This window comes from Sphaerisporangium sp. NPDC005288 (genome assembly GCF_040607475.1).
Lineage (GTDB): Bacteria > Actinomycetota > Actinomycetes > Streptosporangiales > Streptosporangiaceae > Sphaerisporangium > Sphaerisporangium rhizosphaerae.
Genome location: NZ_JBEXGT010000002.1, coordinates 235,237 through 253,082, shown reverse-complemented (window position 1 = coordinate 253,082; position 17,846 = coordinate 235,237). Strand labels below are relative to the sequence as shown.

Below are 17,846 nucleotides of genomic sequence, written 5' to 3'. Positions count from 1 at the left end.
CGTGAGACCCGTCCCATCCTCGACGGAATAGGGGGCATCGCCAGCGGGTTGTGGGGGTTGTGAGTGATCTGACCCTGGTGTCGCCCGTGGCGGGTCGAGCGTCCCTGTGTCGATCCTGGACCTGGCGCCGTCGGAGTGGGGGACACGCCGGGTGACGCACGCAGCAGGAGCACCGAGCCGGCCCGCGGGGCCGTGGAGTGGGCCACCACCGGTTCTGGGTGGCCCCGCCGGGCCGAGCGCTTCCTCGGTGACGCCCATCCCGCCGGCGACCCGTTCGAGACCTCTTCGAGCTGATCGCCAATGCCTGCGGCATGAAGGACATCAGCCACTAAAGCCCTCTTAGAGCAACCAACCGCCCATATCACCCATAGAGCGACTAACGCCGATAGACGTCTCAGGCCGGATGGAACGGAACAACCACCCGCCAGAGACTTGAGGTAACGCTGCGGTAACACTTGCGCCCGCGCGGGCCTCTCGCCCGTGCGGTCAGAGGCATGTCCGAGGGTGGCTGAGCAGGTCTGTGGCCTACGGCGCTCCCCGCCGCCGCCCCGCCGGGCCGCCCGTCCGACCCCTGCCGAGCAGGAATCTCTGACAGGGACCTTTCTTCGCATGGAATATGTCCGTAACATCGCCTCCAGACCGGGCGTGGAACATTTACCGGAAACATCTGTTGACACGCAAGAAACACTGTTATTGTAATGGGAGCGCTCCCACGCCTTCGCGATATACCTTGAAAGCGGAGGAAGCCGGATGGCTGACCAGCCCACGCTTGCCCAGGTAGCAGCCGAAGCAGGGGTCTCCCCCGCCACGGCCTCACGAGTGCTCACCGGCTCCGTCCGCGTGAGCACCTCCACTCGCCGTCAGGTCCACGACGCCATGTCACGTCTTGGTTACGTACGGCATCGTGCGCCGCGGGGAACGTCCGCCCGGCGGTCCGACCAGCTTGTCGCGGCCGTCATCTGCGAACACACCCAGCGCATGTTCTCCGAACCCTTCTACGCACGGCTGCTCTCGGCGGCGGACGAGGTGTTCACCAGCTATGGAGTGCCGTTCGTCGTGATGAACGCCACCCCGGCCACCTCGACGATCGCCGCCCCACCGCTGGTGACGGGCTCCTTCGACGGCGTCCTGCTCGCGGGCGCCCGCGAGCGACATCCTCTGGCCGTCACCCTGGCCGCGTCCGGCATCGCGGTTCGCAGCGCCGGCCGTCCACCGGACGGCATCGAGCTGCCGTTCGTCGACATGGACAACATGGACGGGGCGCGTCAGGCGGCGGAACACCTGCTGCTCACCAACCGCAGGGCGATCACCGTGATCGCCGGGCCGCCCACGCTGCCCGGCGCCCGCGACCGCCTCGACGGTTTCCTGCGGACGCTGCACGCGGCGGGGATGAACGACGTCCCGGTGGCCTACGGCGACTTCACCCATGCCTCAGGGGCGCACGCCATGCAGTGGCTGCTGCAGCGGTCGCCGCACCTGGACGCGGTGTTCGCCGCCTCCGACCCGATGGCCGCCGGCGCCATGCAGGCACTGCGGCGCGCGGGCCGGCGGGTGCCGGACGACGTGGCCGTGGTCGGGTTCGACGACGCTCCCCTCGCCCGGCACACCTCGCCTACGCTGACCACTGTGCGGCAGCCGGTCGAGGAGATGGCGGTGCTCGCCGCGAGGATGCTGCTCATGTCGATCACTTCGGAGGATGACGTCCCGCACGGCAACCCCATACTTCCCACGGAGCTGGTGGTACGTGAATCAACTTGATTCGGGGGGCATGCAGGAAGGCGATGTGCTCACGCGCCGCTATCGGCTCGTCGAGCAGATCGCCTCCGGGGGGATGTCCGCCATCTGGCGGGCCTTCGACCAGTCATTGCACCGTACCGTCGCGATCAAGGTTCTCGACGGCTGCGTCGGCGGGGACCACGGCGGGCGAGACCTGATCCGGAGGGAGGCGCGGGCGACCGCCCGCCTCATCCACCCGGACGCGATCGAGGTGTACGACTACGGGGAAACGGTCACCGCCCGGGGCAGGCTCGCCGCGTACGTCGTGATGCGCCTGCTCGACGGGCGGCCGCTGTCGGAGCGGATCTGCGAGGAGGGCCCCCTGCCCTGGCGGGAGGCGGCGGTCATCGCAGCCCGTGTGGCGATGGTGCTCGCGGCCGCCCACCAGCGCGGCATCGTCCACCGGGACGTCACCGCGGAGAACGTGCTGCTCACTCCGGAGGGCGCCAAGCTCCTGGACTTCGGCATCGCGGCGTTCGTCGGGGAGGAGGTCGACCAGAGGCTGGCCGACTTCGGCACGCCTCCTTACGTGGCGCCGGAACGCCTCACGAGCTCCAGCGTCCATCCCGCCGTCGACGTGTACGCGCTCGGTGTGCTGATGTACGCGATGCTCACCGGCGAGCACCCCTACCCGGAGACGACGTGGGAGGCGCTGGAGGCGGCGCACCGCACCGGTCCGCCGCCCGTGCCGCGCGCGCCCGGCCTGCCGCAGGAGGTGGCCGACCTCTGCGCGAGCTGCCTCGCCCAGGACCCCGGCGACCGGCCGACGGCCCACTACGTGGCAGAGACGCTCACCGCCTCGCTGAGCGCGTTCCTGACCGCCGGACGGGAGACGGCGACCTGGGTGCGGCGGGCACGGATGGCCTCCATCGCGGCCGTCATGCTGGCCACCTGGACCGCGGCCCTGCTGTGGATCCAGCCGAACGGGCGACCGCCCGTCACGGCGTCGGTCACCACCCGGCCGCCCGACGCGGCGCCGGCGACACCGACACCAACCGCGAGCGCGTCCGCCTCCCGGCACTCCGGCGCGCTCGACGAGCCGATCTCCGGCGACGGGCGTGGCGCGGGCGCCTCGCCGGTCCCGACCCTCACCCGGCTCGCCCCCGAGCCGCCCGCACCGTCGAAGGCGCCGCCTGTCCCGGCACGTTCGACGGCGGCCGAGCGGCAGCGCACGGGCGTCCCGGCGAGCGCCCGGCCGGCCGCGCCGACGCTCACCCAGGCGGTGGGACGCTTCGACGCCACGCTGGAGGCCGGGGAGTACCTCGGGGCCATCCGCTCCGACGTCGCCCTCGACCTGCGGCAGGTGGTGCACAACCTGTTGAAGTCGCCGGACGACCCGGTCAGAGGGCTGACGAAGGTCCGCAAAAAGCTGGACGACCGGGAACGCGAAGGGGGTCTCACGCCGGACGTGCGCAAGGAGCTGGACCGTGGGCTGACGCTGATCGGCGCCGCCCTCCAGCGCAGCGCCTGAGCCACCGCGTCCACCAGACCACCGCGCTCCGGATCATCGCGTCGTCCGGGTCGCCCGCGTCCGGTGATCCACCGCGTCGGGTGGTCCACCGTACGCCGAACGGCCGCCGGGCCCGCGCACCGGCGGCCGTTCAGCGACCAGACCGGCTAATCCATAAAAGCCGCCTTTTATGGACAACAATATTCTCCGGATAAGCCCGCGCGCGGCGCGCCGTGAGGCGTGCAATATCGCCGCCGCGCCGCCGGAGTTCACCACCTTGACAAGGATGTCTTGACAAACACGGGGCCGGGCCGGCGCCCGGAAGCCCGCTGGAAGGGGGCAACGGCCGGGAGCGGAGTGGGAGCGCTCCCAAGACTCTGGGCCCTCTTGGGCCCCGATTCGCCCTCAGAGGCACTCCTTCCACGATGAAAGTTACAACGGGCTACGCAGGTCAGCGAGGCGCCTTCTCCGCTCCCGGTTGACGGGCCGGAAAACCGCGCCGAAGCATGACGTGCGCGACCTGGCCGTACAGAACGGCCGTGCCGTAAGCGGCCGTCGCGCTCCCCTCAGTCGTGAAGGAAACCTGATGACATCTCGATCGATCGGCACGAGGTGGAAGGCGGCCGTCACCGCGGTCGCGACCGCCGCCGCCACCACCGTGCTGGCCGTCACCTTCGGCTCCGCACCCGCCGCGGCGGCGGGCGGCACCGGCACCGGCTACCTGCACACCAACGGCAACAAGATCGTCGACAGCACCGGCGCCACCGTCCGGCTGACCGGCATCAACTGGTTCGGCATGGAGACCGACAACAAGACCTTCCACGGCCTGTGGGCCAACAACCCGTGGAAGAGCCAGCTCGACCTCATGGCGAGCCTGGGCTACAACACCATCCGGGTGCCGTTCTCCGACGACGCCATCAAGCCCGGCGCGGTCGCCACCAGCGTGAACACCTACTCCAACCCCGACCTGGTCGGCCTGTCGCCGATCCAGATCCTGGACAAGGTGATCGACTACGCGGGCGTCAAGGGGATGCGCATCATCCTGGACCGGCACCGGCCCACCTCGGCCGGCCAGACCGCCCTCTGGTACACCAGCGCCGTCCCCGAGAGCACCTGGATCAGTGACTGGAAGTCGCTGGCGCAGCACTACGCGGGCAACACCACCGTCATCGGCGCCGACCTGCACAACGAGCCGCACGCCGACGGCACCGAGCCCCAGAGCACCGGCTCGTGCTGGGGCTGCGGCGACACCGCCCGCGACTGGCGGCTCGCCGCGGAGCGGGCCGGCAACGCGATCTTGTCCGTGCAGCCCAACTGGCTCATCTTCGTCGAGGGCGTGAGCTGCCCGAGCGGCGGCAACGCCAACGCCTGGGACAACATCCCCGACGAGCCCTGCGGCTGGTGGGGCGGCAACCTCTCCAAGGCCAGGGACTACCCCGTGCGGCTCAACGTGGCCAACCGGCTGGTCTACTCCCCCCACGAGTACGCGACCTCGGTGTTCCACCAGACGTGGTTCGACGACCCGAACTACCCGGCCAACATGCCCGCCATCTGGGACAAGTTCTTCGGCTACCTCTACAAGGAGAACATCGCCCCGATCATGATGGGCGAGTTCGGCACCACGCTGGCCAGCAACACCGACAAGGTGTGGCTGCAGGAGCTGATGAAGTACACCGGCACCGGGGTGAACGGCATGTCCTTCACCTACTGGTCCTGGAACCCCAACTCCGGCGACACCGGCGGCATCCTGAAGGACGACTGGGCCACGGTCGACCAGGCCAAGCAGAGCATTCTGCAGCCCTACCTGATCCCGCCGGTCGGCGGCGGCACCGGGACCCCCACCCCGACGCCGACCAGGACCCCCACTCCCACTCCCACCCCCACGCCCACGCCGACCAGGACGCCCACTCCTACGCCGACTCCCACTCCCACTCCCACGCCTACCCCGACCCCGACCCCGACGGCCGGCGCCTGCGGGACGGCGTACACGATCACCAACGCCTGGTCGGGCGGGTTCCAGGCCCAGCTCACCGTCAAGAACAACGGGACCTCCGCCTGGAACAACTGGACGGTGACCTGGGCGATGCCTTCCGGCGTCACCCTGGTCAGCGGCTGGAACGCCACGCTCACGCAGAGCGGGACCACCTTCACCGCGAAGGCGCCGAGCTACGCCCCCAGCATCGCTCCCGGACAGTCGGTCGCCGTCGGCTTCACCGCCAACGGCCCCTCGACGCCGGCCCCGGCATCCTTCGTCTGCTCCTGAAACGACGATCGTCCCCGGTCGCGGGCGCCGCACGACGGCGGCCGTGAGCCGGGGAGACCCTCCCTGGTGAGATCGGCCCCGGACGGGACACCCGTCTCCGGCCGAACGGCGGGCGGGCGCGCGACGCGCCCGCCCGCCTTTCTCATGTCCGGATTCCGCTCTTTTCCACGGGCATTCCCCGGCGATTCGGCCACCGCCCTCCCACCGGAGCGGGCCCCGCCCATTTCACCCCGCGGCGCGCTTAGCGGCGTTGCCGGAAACGGCGCCCTTCCACCGGCAACGGGACACTTTTCCATTTTATCCGCAGATGGCGTCGGAATTAAATCATCCGCATGTCGCACGAGGATAGCGGGTCCAACGATCAGTACCGTGAGGATCTCCAGACGCATCATCGGCAATGCGTTTTCTCATAGCGATACCAAAAGCAAAGGACCGCTTCATGAACAATGGCAGTCGTTCTCGTGCGGGGGCACGACATTTCGTTCGTTCCTTGCTGGCGGCGGCCCTCCCCGCGTTGGTCGCGATGGGAGCCGTCATCGCGACACCGCACGCCGCGAGCGCCGCCACGGCGCCGGTGCCGCTGGGCCCGGCCGCCGCGTTCGGACTCCTGGCCGGAACGTCGGTGCACAACACCGGCCCCTCGCTCGTCACCGGGAACCTCGGGGTGAGCCCGGGGGCGGCCGTCACCGGCTTCCCGCCCGGCAGGGTGATCGGTGTCACCCACGCGGGCGACCCCATCGCCGCGCTCGCCCAGACGGCGCTGTCCACCGCCTACAACGACGCGGCGAGCCGCGTCGCGACCGCCACCGTGCCGCCACAGCTCGGGGGGACCACCCGCGGGCCGGGGGTGTACGACTCCACCGGCGGTTCCTTCGCGATCACCGGCAACCTGACGCTGGACGCGCACGGAGACCCCAACGCGGTCTTCATCTTCCGCACCTCCGGCCCCGGCTCGCTGAACGCCCTGCCGGGGAGCACGGTGACCCTCACCGGCGGCGCGCGGGCGTGCAACGTCTTCTGGCGGGTCGTCGGGAGGACCATCATCGGCGCGGGCGCGGTCCTCGACGGCACCGTCCTGGCCGGCGCCGGGGTCGACATCGGCACGAGGGCGATCGTGAACGGCCGCGTGCTGGCGCGCACCGGCGCCGGCGTCGCGCTGAACGACGCCCGGATCAGGCGGCCGATCTGCGGGGGCAGGACGACGGTCACGCTGACCACCTCCTGCTCCGACCCCGGCCACCGGGGCCCGCTGAGCCTCACCGCCACGGTGCGCACCAACGGCACGGCCCCGCCGACCGGCCAGGTGGTGTTCCTCGCCGACGGGATCAGCCGGGGCGCCGCCCCGCTGGACGCCACCGGGCAGGCGGTTCTCGTGCCCCCGGCCCTCGAGGAGGGACCGCACTCCATCACCGCCCTGTTCCCCGGCAGCGCGTCGTTCGACTCGAGCCTCTCGGCGACGATCCACCAGGACCTCGGTCCCGGCGGCGCCTGCCCCGAGATCTGCGTGGAGAAGGTGGAGAAGAAGGAAGAGGACGACAGCGCCGCCAAGGGGAGGCATGAGGTCCGCGCGGACGACAGAAAGGTGGACGACAGGGCGCGCAACATCCGTCATCACCACAACAGGAACGACGACCGCCTGGTGGAGTTCGCCAACGTGCGCACGATCACCGGCGTGCTCGGCGAGGGCGGCGGACACCGCCACCATTCCCGAAGCGACCGTCACCGCGGCCATCAGGGCGGCCAGGCCCACGGTGGGCACCGGCACCAGGGCCACGGCCAGGCTCACGCCCGCTCGCAGGCACGCTCCCAGGCTCAGGCCCAGGCGCGGCAGCGCCCGGCTCTGGGTGTCACCGGCTGACGACACCTTCGGTGACATCCGCGACATCCGCTGACGACACCGCCTGAACGCTCGCGGGGCCCGTCCGATCTCCTCGGACGGGCCCCGAACGTTTGTGGGAGAACCTCTGGGTCAGGCCACCTTGCCCGGCGACCGCTGCTCACGGACGGCGGGGACGCCGTCTCTGCGGCGTCTGCCCGGCCGGATGGCCCGGCCGCGACCGCCGTCCCCGGCGACACCGGCGCCGTCCCACCCGCGATAGGCCCCCGCCGGCTCCTCACGGACGGCCGGCGACCCGTCCGACGGGACGCCCGCCTCAGGGACGGCCGCCTCAGGGACGGCCGGCGACACAGCGGCTTCCGGCCCGGCCGGCGACACTGCCGCTTCCGGGCCGACCGGTGGAGCGGCCGGTGACGGGGCGGCCTCGGAGACGGCCGGTGACGGGGCGGCCTCCGGGACGGCCGGTGACGCGACCGGAGTGGAGACGGCCTCGTGGGGGAACGGCGGAGCCGGCGGAGCGGCCGGAGCGCCGTCCACGTCCAGACGAAGCTCGCCCTGCGCCTCCCGGCGGGACTCGGCGTCCACGTCCGGGCCAAACCCGTCCTGCGCCTCCCCGCGGGGCTCGCCGCCCATGGCCTGGGAGGCCGTCCGCTCGGGCTCGCGCCCGGCGACCGGCCGCAGATCGCTCTCCCGGCCGCCCGGCACGGCGTCCTCGCCGCCCGAGACGGGGTCCTGGCCGCTCAGTGCGGGGTCCTGGCTGGTCTGAGCGGGGCCCTGGCCGCTCAGTGCGGGGTCCTGGCCGCTCAGTGCGGGGTCCTGGCTGGTGTGAGCGGGGTCCTGGCTGATCGGGGCGGGGTCCTGGCCGCTCAGTCCGGCATCCTGGCTGGTCGGGGCGGGCTCACCGGCTCGCTCCCGCTGACGGCGGTCGAACTCCTCCTCGAGCTCCCGCGTGCGTGACGCGAAGTCGTCCACGGCATCCTCGGAACCGCGAAGCAGCGTCTCCATCCATGACTCCTCGAGCTCCTGGAGCTCGGCGCGCAGATCTCGCACGCTCAGGTTTCTCGGATCGACTCTGTTCATGACTCCACCCTGTACCCAAAGGCCCAAAACCGTCACCTTCAGACAAAGCGGGATATCTCACACCAGGCATCCAGTCGTGATCATTTCCGTGGGTCCCGGACCGGGGCGGCGAGCCGAGCGGACGCCCCCACGCCGGCGTCACGACCAAACGATCATTTCCGGCCGTGACATGGGCCGCCGCACCCGTCCGACCTGCCCCGCACCCACCCAGGGAAAGCTCCGGCCGCCACTCCCCGGCCTGCCCGGCGGACGGCCGGGAAACCCGTTCACGGCGCTTCATGACCAGTTGAAACTTTCAACAGCGCTCCGCCCGCCGACATAAGGCGAAGCTAAGAACGGGCAGGCTGGCGACGCCAGAGGCGTCCGTCGCCTGAAATCCGCCTGACATGTCATTGACATCTTTGGTGTACCCAGCAGAATCCATGGTGGGAGCGCTCCCATAAGTCCACTTCTGCACCACCCGGTACGAGACCTGACGTTGTGCCAACTTCTGTACCGTCCATCGCCATTCATCACTTTGGAGTACCTCCAGAATGTCAACAACATCCTTAGGAGCGGGAGCGCTCCCACGGTCACGGATGAAAAGACGTGCCGTGTGGCTGGCGCTGACCAGCCTGGTGGCGGGCCTGTTCACCGTCCTGGCCTCCGTACCGGCATCCGCGGCCGTCGCCTGCACCGTCGACTACAGCACCAGCGACTGGAACAACGGCTTCACCGCGAACGTCAAGATCACCAACAACGGTGACGCCTGGTCGAACTGGTCGCTCGGCTTCACCTTCGCCAACGGCCAGCGCGTGACCCAGGGCTGGAGCGCCAACTGGACCCAGAGCGGCGCGAACGTCACGGCCACGAACATGAGCTACAACGGCAACGTGGGCAGTGGCCAGTCGGTCGGCATCGGGTTCAACGGCTCCCACACCGGCACCAACTCCAAGCCCACGTCGTTCACCATCAACGGCACGACGTGCAACGGTGGCGGTACCCCCACCAACCAGCCGCCGACGGTGAGCCTGACCTCGCCCACCGCGGGCCAGACCTACACCGCGCCCGCCACGGTGAACCTCGCCGCCAGCGCCGCCGACTCCGACGGCACGGTCAGCAAGGTCGACTTCTACCAGGGCAGCACGCTGATCGGCACCGACACCAGCTCGCCGTACACCTACAGCTGGACCAACGTCGCGGCCGGCAGCTACTCGCTGACCGCGAAGGCGACCGACAACTCCGGAGCGACGACCACCTCCTCTCCGGTGGGCATCACGGTGTCGGGCACGCAGACCTCCAGCATCGTGACCAGCGCGAGCTCGCTCCTGGTTCCCGAGGGCGGCTCCGCGACCTACACGGTGAGCCTGTCCCGCCAGCCCTCCAGCAGCGTGACCGTGACGACGGCCAAGGCGAGCGGCGGTGACGCCGACCTCACGATCTCCTCGGGCGCGTCGCTGACGTTCACCACCTCCAACTGGAACACCCCGCAGACCGTGCGCATCGCGGCCGCCGAGGACTCCGACACCACGGCCGGCACCGCGACGTTCACCTCGACCGCGAGCGGCTGGACCTCCGCCTCCGTGGCCGCCACCGAGGCCGACAACGACGGCACCAGCGGCGGCAACGAGTACATCACCCGCTTCACCACGATGTACAACAAGATCCACGACTCGTCGAACGGGTACTTCTCCCCGCAGGGCGTCCCCTACCACTCGGTGGAGACCCTGATGGTCGAGGCCCCGGACCACGGTCACGAGACCACCTCCGAGGCGTTCAGCTACTTCCTGTGGCTGGAGGCGGTGTACGGCCAGGTCACCGGCACGTGGACCAACTTCAACAACGCCTGGGCGACGATGGAGAAGTACATCATCCCGTCCCAGCAGGACCAGCCCACCAACTCGTTCTACGACGCCAGCAAGCCGGCCACCTACGCCGGTGAGTGGAACAACATCTCGCAGTACCCGTCCAAGCTCGACAGCGGCGTCTCGGTCGGCAAGGACCCGATCGCGTCGGAACTGCAGAGCGCGTACGGCAACAAGGACATCTACGGCATGCACTGGCTGCTGGACGTCGACAACACCTACGGCTTCGGCCGCTGCGGCGACGGCACCACCAAGCCGGCCTACATCAACACCTACCAGCGCGGCCCGGAGGAGTCGGTCTTCGAGACCATCCCCCAGCCGTCCTGCGACACGATGAAGTTCGGCGGCCCGAACGGTTACCTGGACCTGTTCACCGGTGACGCGTCCTACGCCAAGCAGTGGAAGTACACCAACGCCCCCGACGCCGACGCGCGCGCCGTCCAGGCCGCGTACTGGGCCTACACCTGGGCCAAGGCGCAGGGCAAGGACTCCCAGATCTCGGCCACCGTCGCCAAGGCCGCGAAGATGGGCGACTACCTCCGCTACGCGATGTACGACAAGTACTTCAAGAAGCAGGGCTGCACCAGCACCTCCTGCGCGGCGGGCAGCGGCAAGGACAGCTCGGCCTACCTGCTGTCCTGGTACTACGCCTGGGGCGGCGCGACCGACACCTCGGCCGGCTGGGCGTGGCGCATCGGTTCCAGCCACAACCACTCCGGCTACCAGAACCCGCTCGCGGCCTGGGCCCTGTCCAACGTGGACGCGCTCAAGCCCAAGGGTGCGACCGCCGTCACCGACTGGAGCACCAGCCTGACCCGTCAGCTGGAGTTCTACCGCTGGCTGCAGTCGACCGAGGGCGCGATCGCCGGTGGCGCGACCAACAGCTGGGAGGGCCACTACGCGGCGCCGCCGTCCGGCACGCCGACCTTCTACGGCATGGCCTACGACTGGCAGCCGGTCTACCACGACCCGCCGTCGAACCAGTGGTTCGGCTTCCAGGCGTGGTCGCTGGAGCGCGTGGCCGAGCTGTACTACGCCAGCGGCAACACCACCGCCAAGGCCATCCTCGACAAGTGGGTCGCGTGGGCCATGGCCAACACCACGATCAACTCCGACGGGACCTTCCAGATCCCCTCGACGCTGAAGTGGACCGGCCAGCCCGACACCTGGAACGCCTCCAGCCCCGGGTCGAACGCGAGCCTGCACGTGTCGATCGCCGACTACACCACTGACGTGGGCGTCGCCGGCTCCTACGCCAAGGTCCTGATGTACTACGCCGCCAAGGCGAACAACACCGCGGCGAAGAACATGGCCAAGGCTCTGCTCGACGGCATCTGGGCGAACGACCAGGACAGCAAGGGCGTGTCGGTGCCGGAGACCAAGTCGGACTACAACCGTCTCGACGACCCGATCTACGTCCCGTCCGGCTGGAGCGGCAAGATGCCGAACGGCGACACGATCAACTCCAGCTCGACCTTCATCTCCATCCGCAGCTGGTACAAGAACGACCCGGACTGGCCGAAGGTCCAGGCTTACCTGGACGGCACCGGCCCGGCGCCGACGTTCAACTACCACCGCTTCTGGGCGCAGGTCGACGTCGCCGTCGCCCTCGCCGAGTACGGCCGACTGTTCCCCTGATCCGGCCTCCCGCGGGTGTGGTGGCGCCTGACACGCCACCGCACCCCGGCCCCCGCGGGTGCGGCGGCGCCTGACACGCCGTCGCACCCCCGGCCGAAGGGGCGCGGCACGCCTTGACCGCGGCCGCCCCCCGGTACAGCGGGGTGCGGCGGGCCTGACCCCCGTCGCACCCCCGCCGACCACCACCGCCCCCGCGGCGCACCCATATCGGCTCCACCAGTTCCCCGGCTCGAGAGGCGATCGATGTCCCTCAGACGCGCGCTCACCGGCCTGGCGATCCTCGCCGCGTCGGCCACGCTCTTCCCTGTGTTCTCCTCACCGGCGGCCGCCGCCACCTTCAACTACGGCGAGGCGCTGCAGAAGTCGCTGTTCTTCTACGAGGCCCAGCGGTCGGGCGACCTGCCGGCCGGCAACCGCGTCACCTGGCGCGGCGACTCGGGGATGAACGACGGCCGCTCGGCCGGACTGGACCTCACCGGGGGCTGGTACGACGCCGGCGACCACGTGAAGTTCGGCCTCCCGATGGCGGCGAGCACGACGATGCTCGCCTGGGGCGCCGTGGAGTACCGCGACGCCTACCAGAGCTCGGGCCAGTTGACGTACCTGCTGGACAACCTCAAGTGGGTCAACGACTACTTCATCAAGGCCCATCCGTCGTCGAACGTGCTGTACGGCCAGGTGGGCAACGGCGGGACCGACCACGCGTGGTGGGGTCCGGCCGAGGTGATGCCGATGGAGCGCCCGGCCTACAAGATCGACGCCTCCTGCGGCGGCTCCGACCTCGCGGGTGAGACCGCGGCCGCGATGGCGGCCTCCTCCATGGTCTTCCGCCCGACGAACCCGACTTATGCCGACACGCTGCTCACGCACGCCAAGCAGCTGTACACCTTCGCCGACACGGTCAGGAAGGTGTACAGCGACTGCATCACCGACGCGGCGAGCTACTACAAGTCGTGGAGCGGCTACAACGACGAGCTGGTCTGGGGCGCGATCTGGCTGTACCGCGCCACGAACGACGCCTCCTACCTGAGCAAGGCGGAGACCTACTACGACAACCTCGGCACCGAGCCGCAGAGCACGACGCGCTCCTACAAGTGGACGATCGCCTGGGACGACAAGTCCTACGGCGCGTACGTGCTGCTGGCCAAGCTGACCGGCAAGCAGAAGTACGTCGACGACGCCAACCGCTGGCTCGACTGGTGGACCGTCGGCGTCAACGGCGCCAAGGTGAACTACTCCCCCGGCGGCGAGGCCGTGCTGGACACCTGGGGCTCGCTGCGCTACGCCGCCAACACCGCGTTCGCCGCCCTGGTCTACAGCGACTGGCTGAGCGACGCCACGCGCAAGACCCGCTACCACGACTTCGGGGTCCGGCAGATCAACTACGCGCTGGGCGACAACCCGCGCAGGTCCTCCTACATGGTGGGCTTCGGCGCGAACCCGCCGAGGAACCCCCACCACCGCACCGCGCACGGGTCGTGGTCCAACAGCCTCAACGAGCCGGCCGACAGCAGGCACATCCTGTACGGCGCTCTGGTCGGCGGGCCGAAGTCCAACGACGACGCCTACGCCGACAGCCGCAGCGACTACGTGATGAACGAGGTGGCGACCGACTACAACGCCGCCTTCACCGGCGCCCTCGCCCGGCTGTACAAGGAGTACGGCGGCACGCCGCTCGCGAACTTCCCGGTGGCCGAGACCCCGGACGGGCCGGAGATCTACCTGCAGGCGTCGCTCAACTCCACCGGCTCCACCTACACCGAGATCAAGGCGTTGCTGGTCAACCACTCGGCCTGGCCCGCGCGGGCGCTGACCGACGGGTCGTTCCGCTACTACTTCACCCTGGACGGCGACACCACGCCGAGCCAGATCACCCTGGCCTCGGCCTACACGCAGTGCAAGGCGCCGACCGGGCCGACGCAGTACTCGGGCAAGGTCTACTACGTCACGATCGACTGCTCCGGCACGACCATCGCGCCCGCCGGGCAGTCGGAGTCGCGGCGGGAGGCCCAGTTCCGCATCGCCAGTTCCTCCGGGTCGTGGGACCCCACCAACGACTGGTCCTACACCGGCGTCGCCACCACCCCCGGCGCCACGCCGGTCACCGTGACCAACATCCCGGTGTACTCGGGCGGCACCAAGATCTACGGCAACGCGCCCGGCTCGGGCCCCGACCCCACGCCGACCCCGACCCCCACTCCCACGCCGACTCCCACGCCGACTCCCACGCCGACGCCGACGCCGACTCCCACGCCGACCCCGACTCCCACTCCCACGCCCACGCCCACTCCGACCCCGACGCCCACCCCGACGGCCGGTAAGGCGTGCGCGGCGGCCTACAAGGTCACCAGCAGCTGGGGCGGCGGCTTCCAGGCCGACGTGACCGTGCGCAACAGCGGCAGCGCGGCGATCACCGGCTGGACCGTGGCCTGGACGTTCCCCAGCAGCGGCCAGACGATCACGCAGCTCTGGAGCGGGACCTACACCCAGTCCGGGTCGGGCGTGTCGGTGAAGAACCTCTCCTGGAACGGCGGCCTGGCGGCCGGCGGGTCGACGGCGTTCGGCTTCACGGCGAACGGCGGCAGCGGAGTCCCCTCCTCCGTGACCTGCACGCCCGCCTGACCCCCCATACGTGGTCTCGATATGCCCTGGGAGCGCGAGACCACAGCCCGGCCGGGCCCTGCAACGGGCCCGGCCGGGCCTCATGACGTTCGCCGTGCGGCGCACAAGGTGTCCCTGAGGTGACATTTCCGGACATCCGCCAACACCTACCACCGGCTTGATGAGAATGGTGAGGACGTGTAACCGGCGGAACGGGGGGTTCACGTGGCACGGGCTGTCCGCGCGGCCGTCATCGCGGGCGTTCTCGTCCTGGCCGCGGGGTCGGCTCCCCTGCTGGTCGGCGGCGAGCCGAACCGGGTGGTGACCATCGCCATGGCCATCCAGGAAGGCCAGAGGCAGACGCGCTGGCCGGGCGGGCCGGTGCCGTACGTCTGGGGCGGTGGCCACGGCGCCCGGCCGGGCCCCTCGCTCGGCACCTGCCAGGGCTACCGCGGCTCCATCCGGCCGTGCCCCGCCGCCACCACCAAGGGCCTCGACTGCTCCGGACTCACCCGGTGGGTGTACCAGCTCGCCTACAAGGAGGACGTGCTGGGCGGCGGCACCACCGACGACCACGTCCGCCGCCTGCGCAAGGTCCCGGCCGCCGCCGCGCGCCCCGGCGACCTGGTCTTCTACGGGAAGATCCGCAAGCGGACCGTGAAGACGCACCACGTCGGCATCTACATCGGTGCCGGCCGCATGATCAACGCCCTGCGCACCGGCACGACGATCCGCACCGACCCGGTCGGCCTGCTTCCCGACCTGGCCGGCTACTACCGCTACGACGGCTGACGCGGGCCGCGACGACGCCGGCCCCCACCTGAAAGTTTCTGGCGTTCCCGCAGGTCACCGGGGGTGGACGGGTCGCCCGGTTGACCTGCGGCGCGGCGGCTTCTTACCGTCACGGCGACATCGAGGAGGAACCGATGACCGCCGTGTCACGGCCGCGCCACGCGCGCAAGATCCTGAGGACGACCCTCGTCGCGATGCTGGCCCTGGCCGCGTTCGGCGTCGTCGACCGGCCGCACGCGGCCACCGCGCTCGCCGACCCGCCGTACAAGGACCCCGGCCTGAGCGTCTCCGCCCGGGTGGAGGACCTGCTGTCCCGCATGACCCTGGACGAGAAGGTCGGCCAGATGACCCAGGCCGAACGGGCCGTGCTCAACCCGGTGTCGGACGTCGCGACCTACCGCATCGGCTCGGTGCTCTCCGGCGGCGGGTCCGCGCCCTCCCCCAACTCGGCCACCGGCTGGGCCGACATGTACGACAACTTCCAGCGGCAGGCGCTGTCCACCCCGCTCGGCATCCCGATGATCTACGGGGTCGACGCGGTGCACGGCGACAACAACGTGGGAGGCGCGACGATCTTCCCGCACAACATCGGGCTCGGCGCCACCCGCGACCCCGACCTCGCCCAGCGCGTCGGCCGGGCCACCGCCGAGGAGGTCTCGGGCACCGGGGTGGACTGGACGTTCGCGCCCTGCGTGTGCGTCGCCCGCGACGACCGCTGGGGGCGCACCTACGAGTCCTTCAGCGAGAACCCCCAGCTGGTGAGCCAGATGACGACGATCGTCGACGGCTTCCAGGGCTCCGCGCTCAACGGGCCCGCCTCCGTGCTGGCCACCGCCAAGCACTACCTCGGCGACGGCGGCACGACCGGCGGCAAGGACCAGGGCGACACCCAGATCAGCGAGGCCGACCTGCGCGCCATCCACCTGCCGCCGTTCAAGGCCGCCGTCGACCGCGGCGTCGGATCGGTCATGGTGTCCTTCAGCAGCTGGAACGGCCAGAAGATGCACGGCAACCGCTACCTGATCACCGATGTGCTCAAGGGCGAGCTCGGGTTCACCGGCTTCGTGGTCACCGACTGGGCCGCCATCGACCAGCTCGACGGGCAGTCCGGGTTCACCGCCGAGGAGGTCAGGACGGCCGTCAACGCCGGCATCGACATGGTGATGGTGCCCAACGACTACAAGAAGTTCATCTCGCTACTCAAGGCCGAGGTGCAGGCCGGCCGGGTCTCCACCGCGCGCGTCGACGACGCCACCCGGCGCATCCTGCGCAAGAAGTTCGAGCTCGGCCTGTTCGAGAAGCCGCTGACCGACCGTTCCTACACCTCCACGGTCGGCAGCGCCGCCCATCGGACGCTGGCCCGCGAGGCGGTGCGCAAGTCGCAGGTGCTGCTCAAGAACGACGGCAACGTGCTGCCGCTCGCCAAGTCCGGCGGGAAGATCTTCGTGGCCGGCAAGAGCGCGGACGACATCGGCAACCAGAGCGGCGGCTGGACGATCAGCTGGCAGGGGTCCTCCGGCGCGACCACCACCGGGACGACGATCCTGCAGGGCATCCGCGAGAAGGCCGGGTCCGGCACGACCGTCACCTACAACCGGGACGGGAGCGGCATCGACTCCTCCTACCGGGCCGCGATCGCCGTGGTGGGCGAGACTCCGTACGCCGAGGGCCAGGGCGACCGGCCGTCGTCGCTGTCCCTGGACAGCACCGACCTCGCCACGCTGTCGCGGCTGCGGGCCTCGGGGGTGCCGGTGATCGTGGTCCTGGTCTCCGGGCGGCCGATGGACATCGCCGCGCAGATCGACGGCTGGCGGGCGCTGGTGGCCGCGTGGCTGCCCGGCACCGAAGGGGGCGGCGTCGCCGACGTGCTGTTCGGCGACTACGCGCCCACCGGCAAGCTGCCGATGACGTGGATGCGCCAGTTCTCCCAGGAACCCATCAACGCGGGCGACGGCAAGCCGGCCCTGTTCGACTACGGCTACGGCCTGACGTACTCCACCGCCACGCCGACACCCACGCCCACCCCGACACCCACCCCCACCCCGACACCCACTCCGACACCGACACCCACCCCCACCCCGACACCCACTCCGACACCGACACCCACGCCCACCCCGACGCCGACTCCCACCCCGACGCCGACACCCACGCCCACCTCCGGTGGCGGGTTCGGGTGCAAGGTGGCCTACAAGGTGACCAGCCAGTGGCAGAACGGGTTCAACGGCGAGGTGACGATCAGCGTCACCGGCGCGGCGGTCAACGGCTGGACCCTGGCCTTCTCCTTCGCCGGCGACCAGCGCGTCACCAACGCCTGGAACGCCCGGGTCACCCAGAACGGCCGTCAGGTGACGGCGGCCGACGGCGGATGGAACGGCGCCATCTCCCCCGGCGGCTCCGCCTCCTTCGGCTTCGGCGCCTCCTACAGCGGAACCAACACCGCCCCCGCCGCCTTCACGCTCAACAACACCCAGTGCGCCCTGGCATGACGTTCGGCGGTATATGACATTTGTCTGCTTGATTTCCGGATGGTGCCCACTGCGACGCAGTGCCGTGGTGCTGCCAGAG

At 70.2% G+C, this 17,846-nt stretch carries 9 protein-coding genes; 8 read left to right on the top strand and 1 reads right to left on the bottom strand.

Going from position 1 to position 17,846, the window contains the following annotated elements; all coding sequences use genetic code 11:
* The first annotated feature begins 750 nt into the window (after window positions 1–750).
* The 4 genes from ABZU32_RS03030 (at window position 751) to ABZU32_RS03015 (ending at window position 7,347) form a co-directional block, all read left to right on the top strand.
* On the top strand, window positions 751–1,758 hold the full coding sequence (locus ABZU32_RS03030; RefSeq protein WP_354841646.1) for a LacI family DNA-binding transcriptional regulator: 1,008 nt from the start codon (window positions 751–753) through the stop codon (window positions 1,756–1,758).
* Between the two features lie 10 nt (window positions 1,759–1,768).
* Window positions 1,769–3,247, top strand: coding sequence for a protein kinase (locus ABZU32_RS03025; protein WP_354916339.1), 1,479 nt, complete (start codon window positions 1,769–1,771; stop codon window positions 3,245–3,247).
* A gap of 565 nt (window positions 3,248–3,812) precedes the next feature.
* Window positions 3,813–5,489, top strand: coding sequence for a cellulase family glycosylhydrolase (locus tag ABZU32_RS03020; protein WP_354916336.1), 1,677 nt, complete (start codon window positions 3,813–3,815; stop codon window positions 5,487–5,489).
* Window positions 5,490–6,012: 523 nt separating this feature from the next.
* Window positions 6,013–7,347, top strand: a complete 1,335-nt coding sequence (locus tag ABZU32_RS03015) for an ice-binding family protein (protein ID WP_354916333.1) — start codon at window positions 6,013–6,015, stop codon at window positions 7,345–7,347.
* Between the two features lie 111 nt (window positions 7,348–7,458).
* Here ABZU32_RS03015 and ABZU32_RS03010 read toward each other — a convergent pair whose 3' ends face one another.
* A complete protein-coding gene (locus tag ABZU32_RS03010) occupies window positions 7,459–8,406 on the bottom strand; it encodes a DUF6158 family protein (RefSeq protein WP_354916330.1) in 948 nt (315 codons plus the stop codon).
* Between the two features lie 578 nt (window positions 8,407–8,984).
* Between ABZU32_RS03010 and ABZU32_RS03005 the strand changes: the two genes are divergently transcribed.
* The 4 genes from ABZU32_RS03005 to ABZU32_RS02990 all read left to right on the top strand — a co-directional run bounded on the left by ABZU32_RS03005 (window position 8,985) and on the right by ABZU32_RS02990 (window position 17,767).
* Window positions 8,985–11,888, top strand: a complete 2,904-nt coding sequence (locus ABZU32_RS03005) for a glycoside hydrolase family 48 protein (RefSeq protein ID WP_354916327.1) — start codon at window positions 8,985–8,987, stop codon at window positions 11,886–11,888.
* 243 nt (window positions 11,889–12,131) lie between these two features.
* The gene (locus tag ABZU32_RS03000; RefSeq protein ID WP_354916324.1) at window positions 12,132–14,510 is read left to right on the top strand and encodes a glycoside hydrolase family 9 protein; all 2,379 of its coding nucleotides are present in this window, start codon (window positions 12,132–12,134) and stop codon (window positions 14,508–14,510) included.
* A 204-nt stretch (window positions 14,511–14,714) separates the two neighbouring features.
* Window positions 14,715–15,281 (top strand): NlpC/P60 family protein, encoded by a 567-nt coding sequence (locus tag ABZU32_RS02995; RefSeq protein ID WP_354916320.1) that lies wholly within the window; start codon window positions 14,715–14,717, stop codon window positions 15,279–15,281.
* 134 nt (window positions 15,282–15,415) lie between these two features.
* Entirely contained in the window at window positions 15,416–17,767 is a 2,352-nt protein-coding gene (locus ABZU32_RS02990; protein WP_354916317.1) for a glycoside hydrolase family 3 N-terminal domain-containing protein, read from the top strand.
* Window positions 17,768–17,846 lie beyond the last annotated feature (79 nt).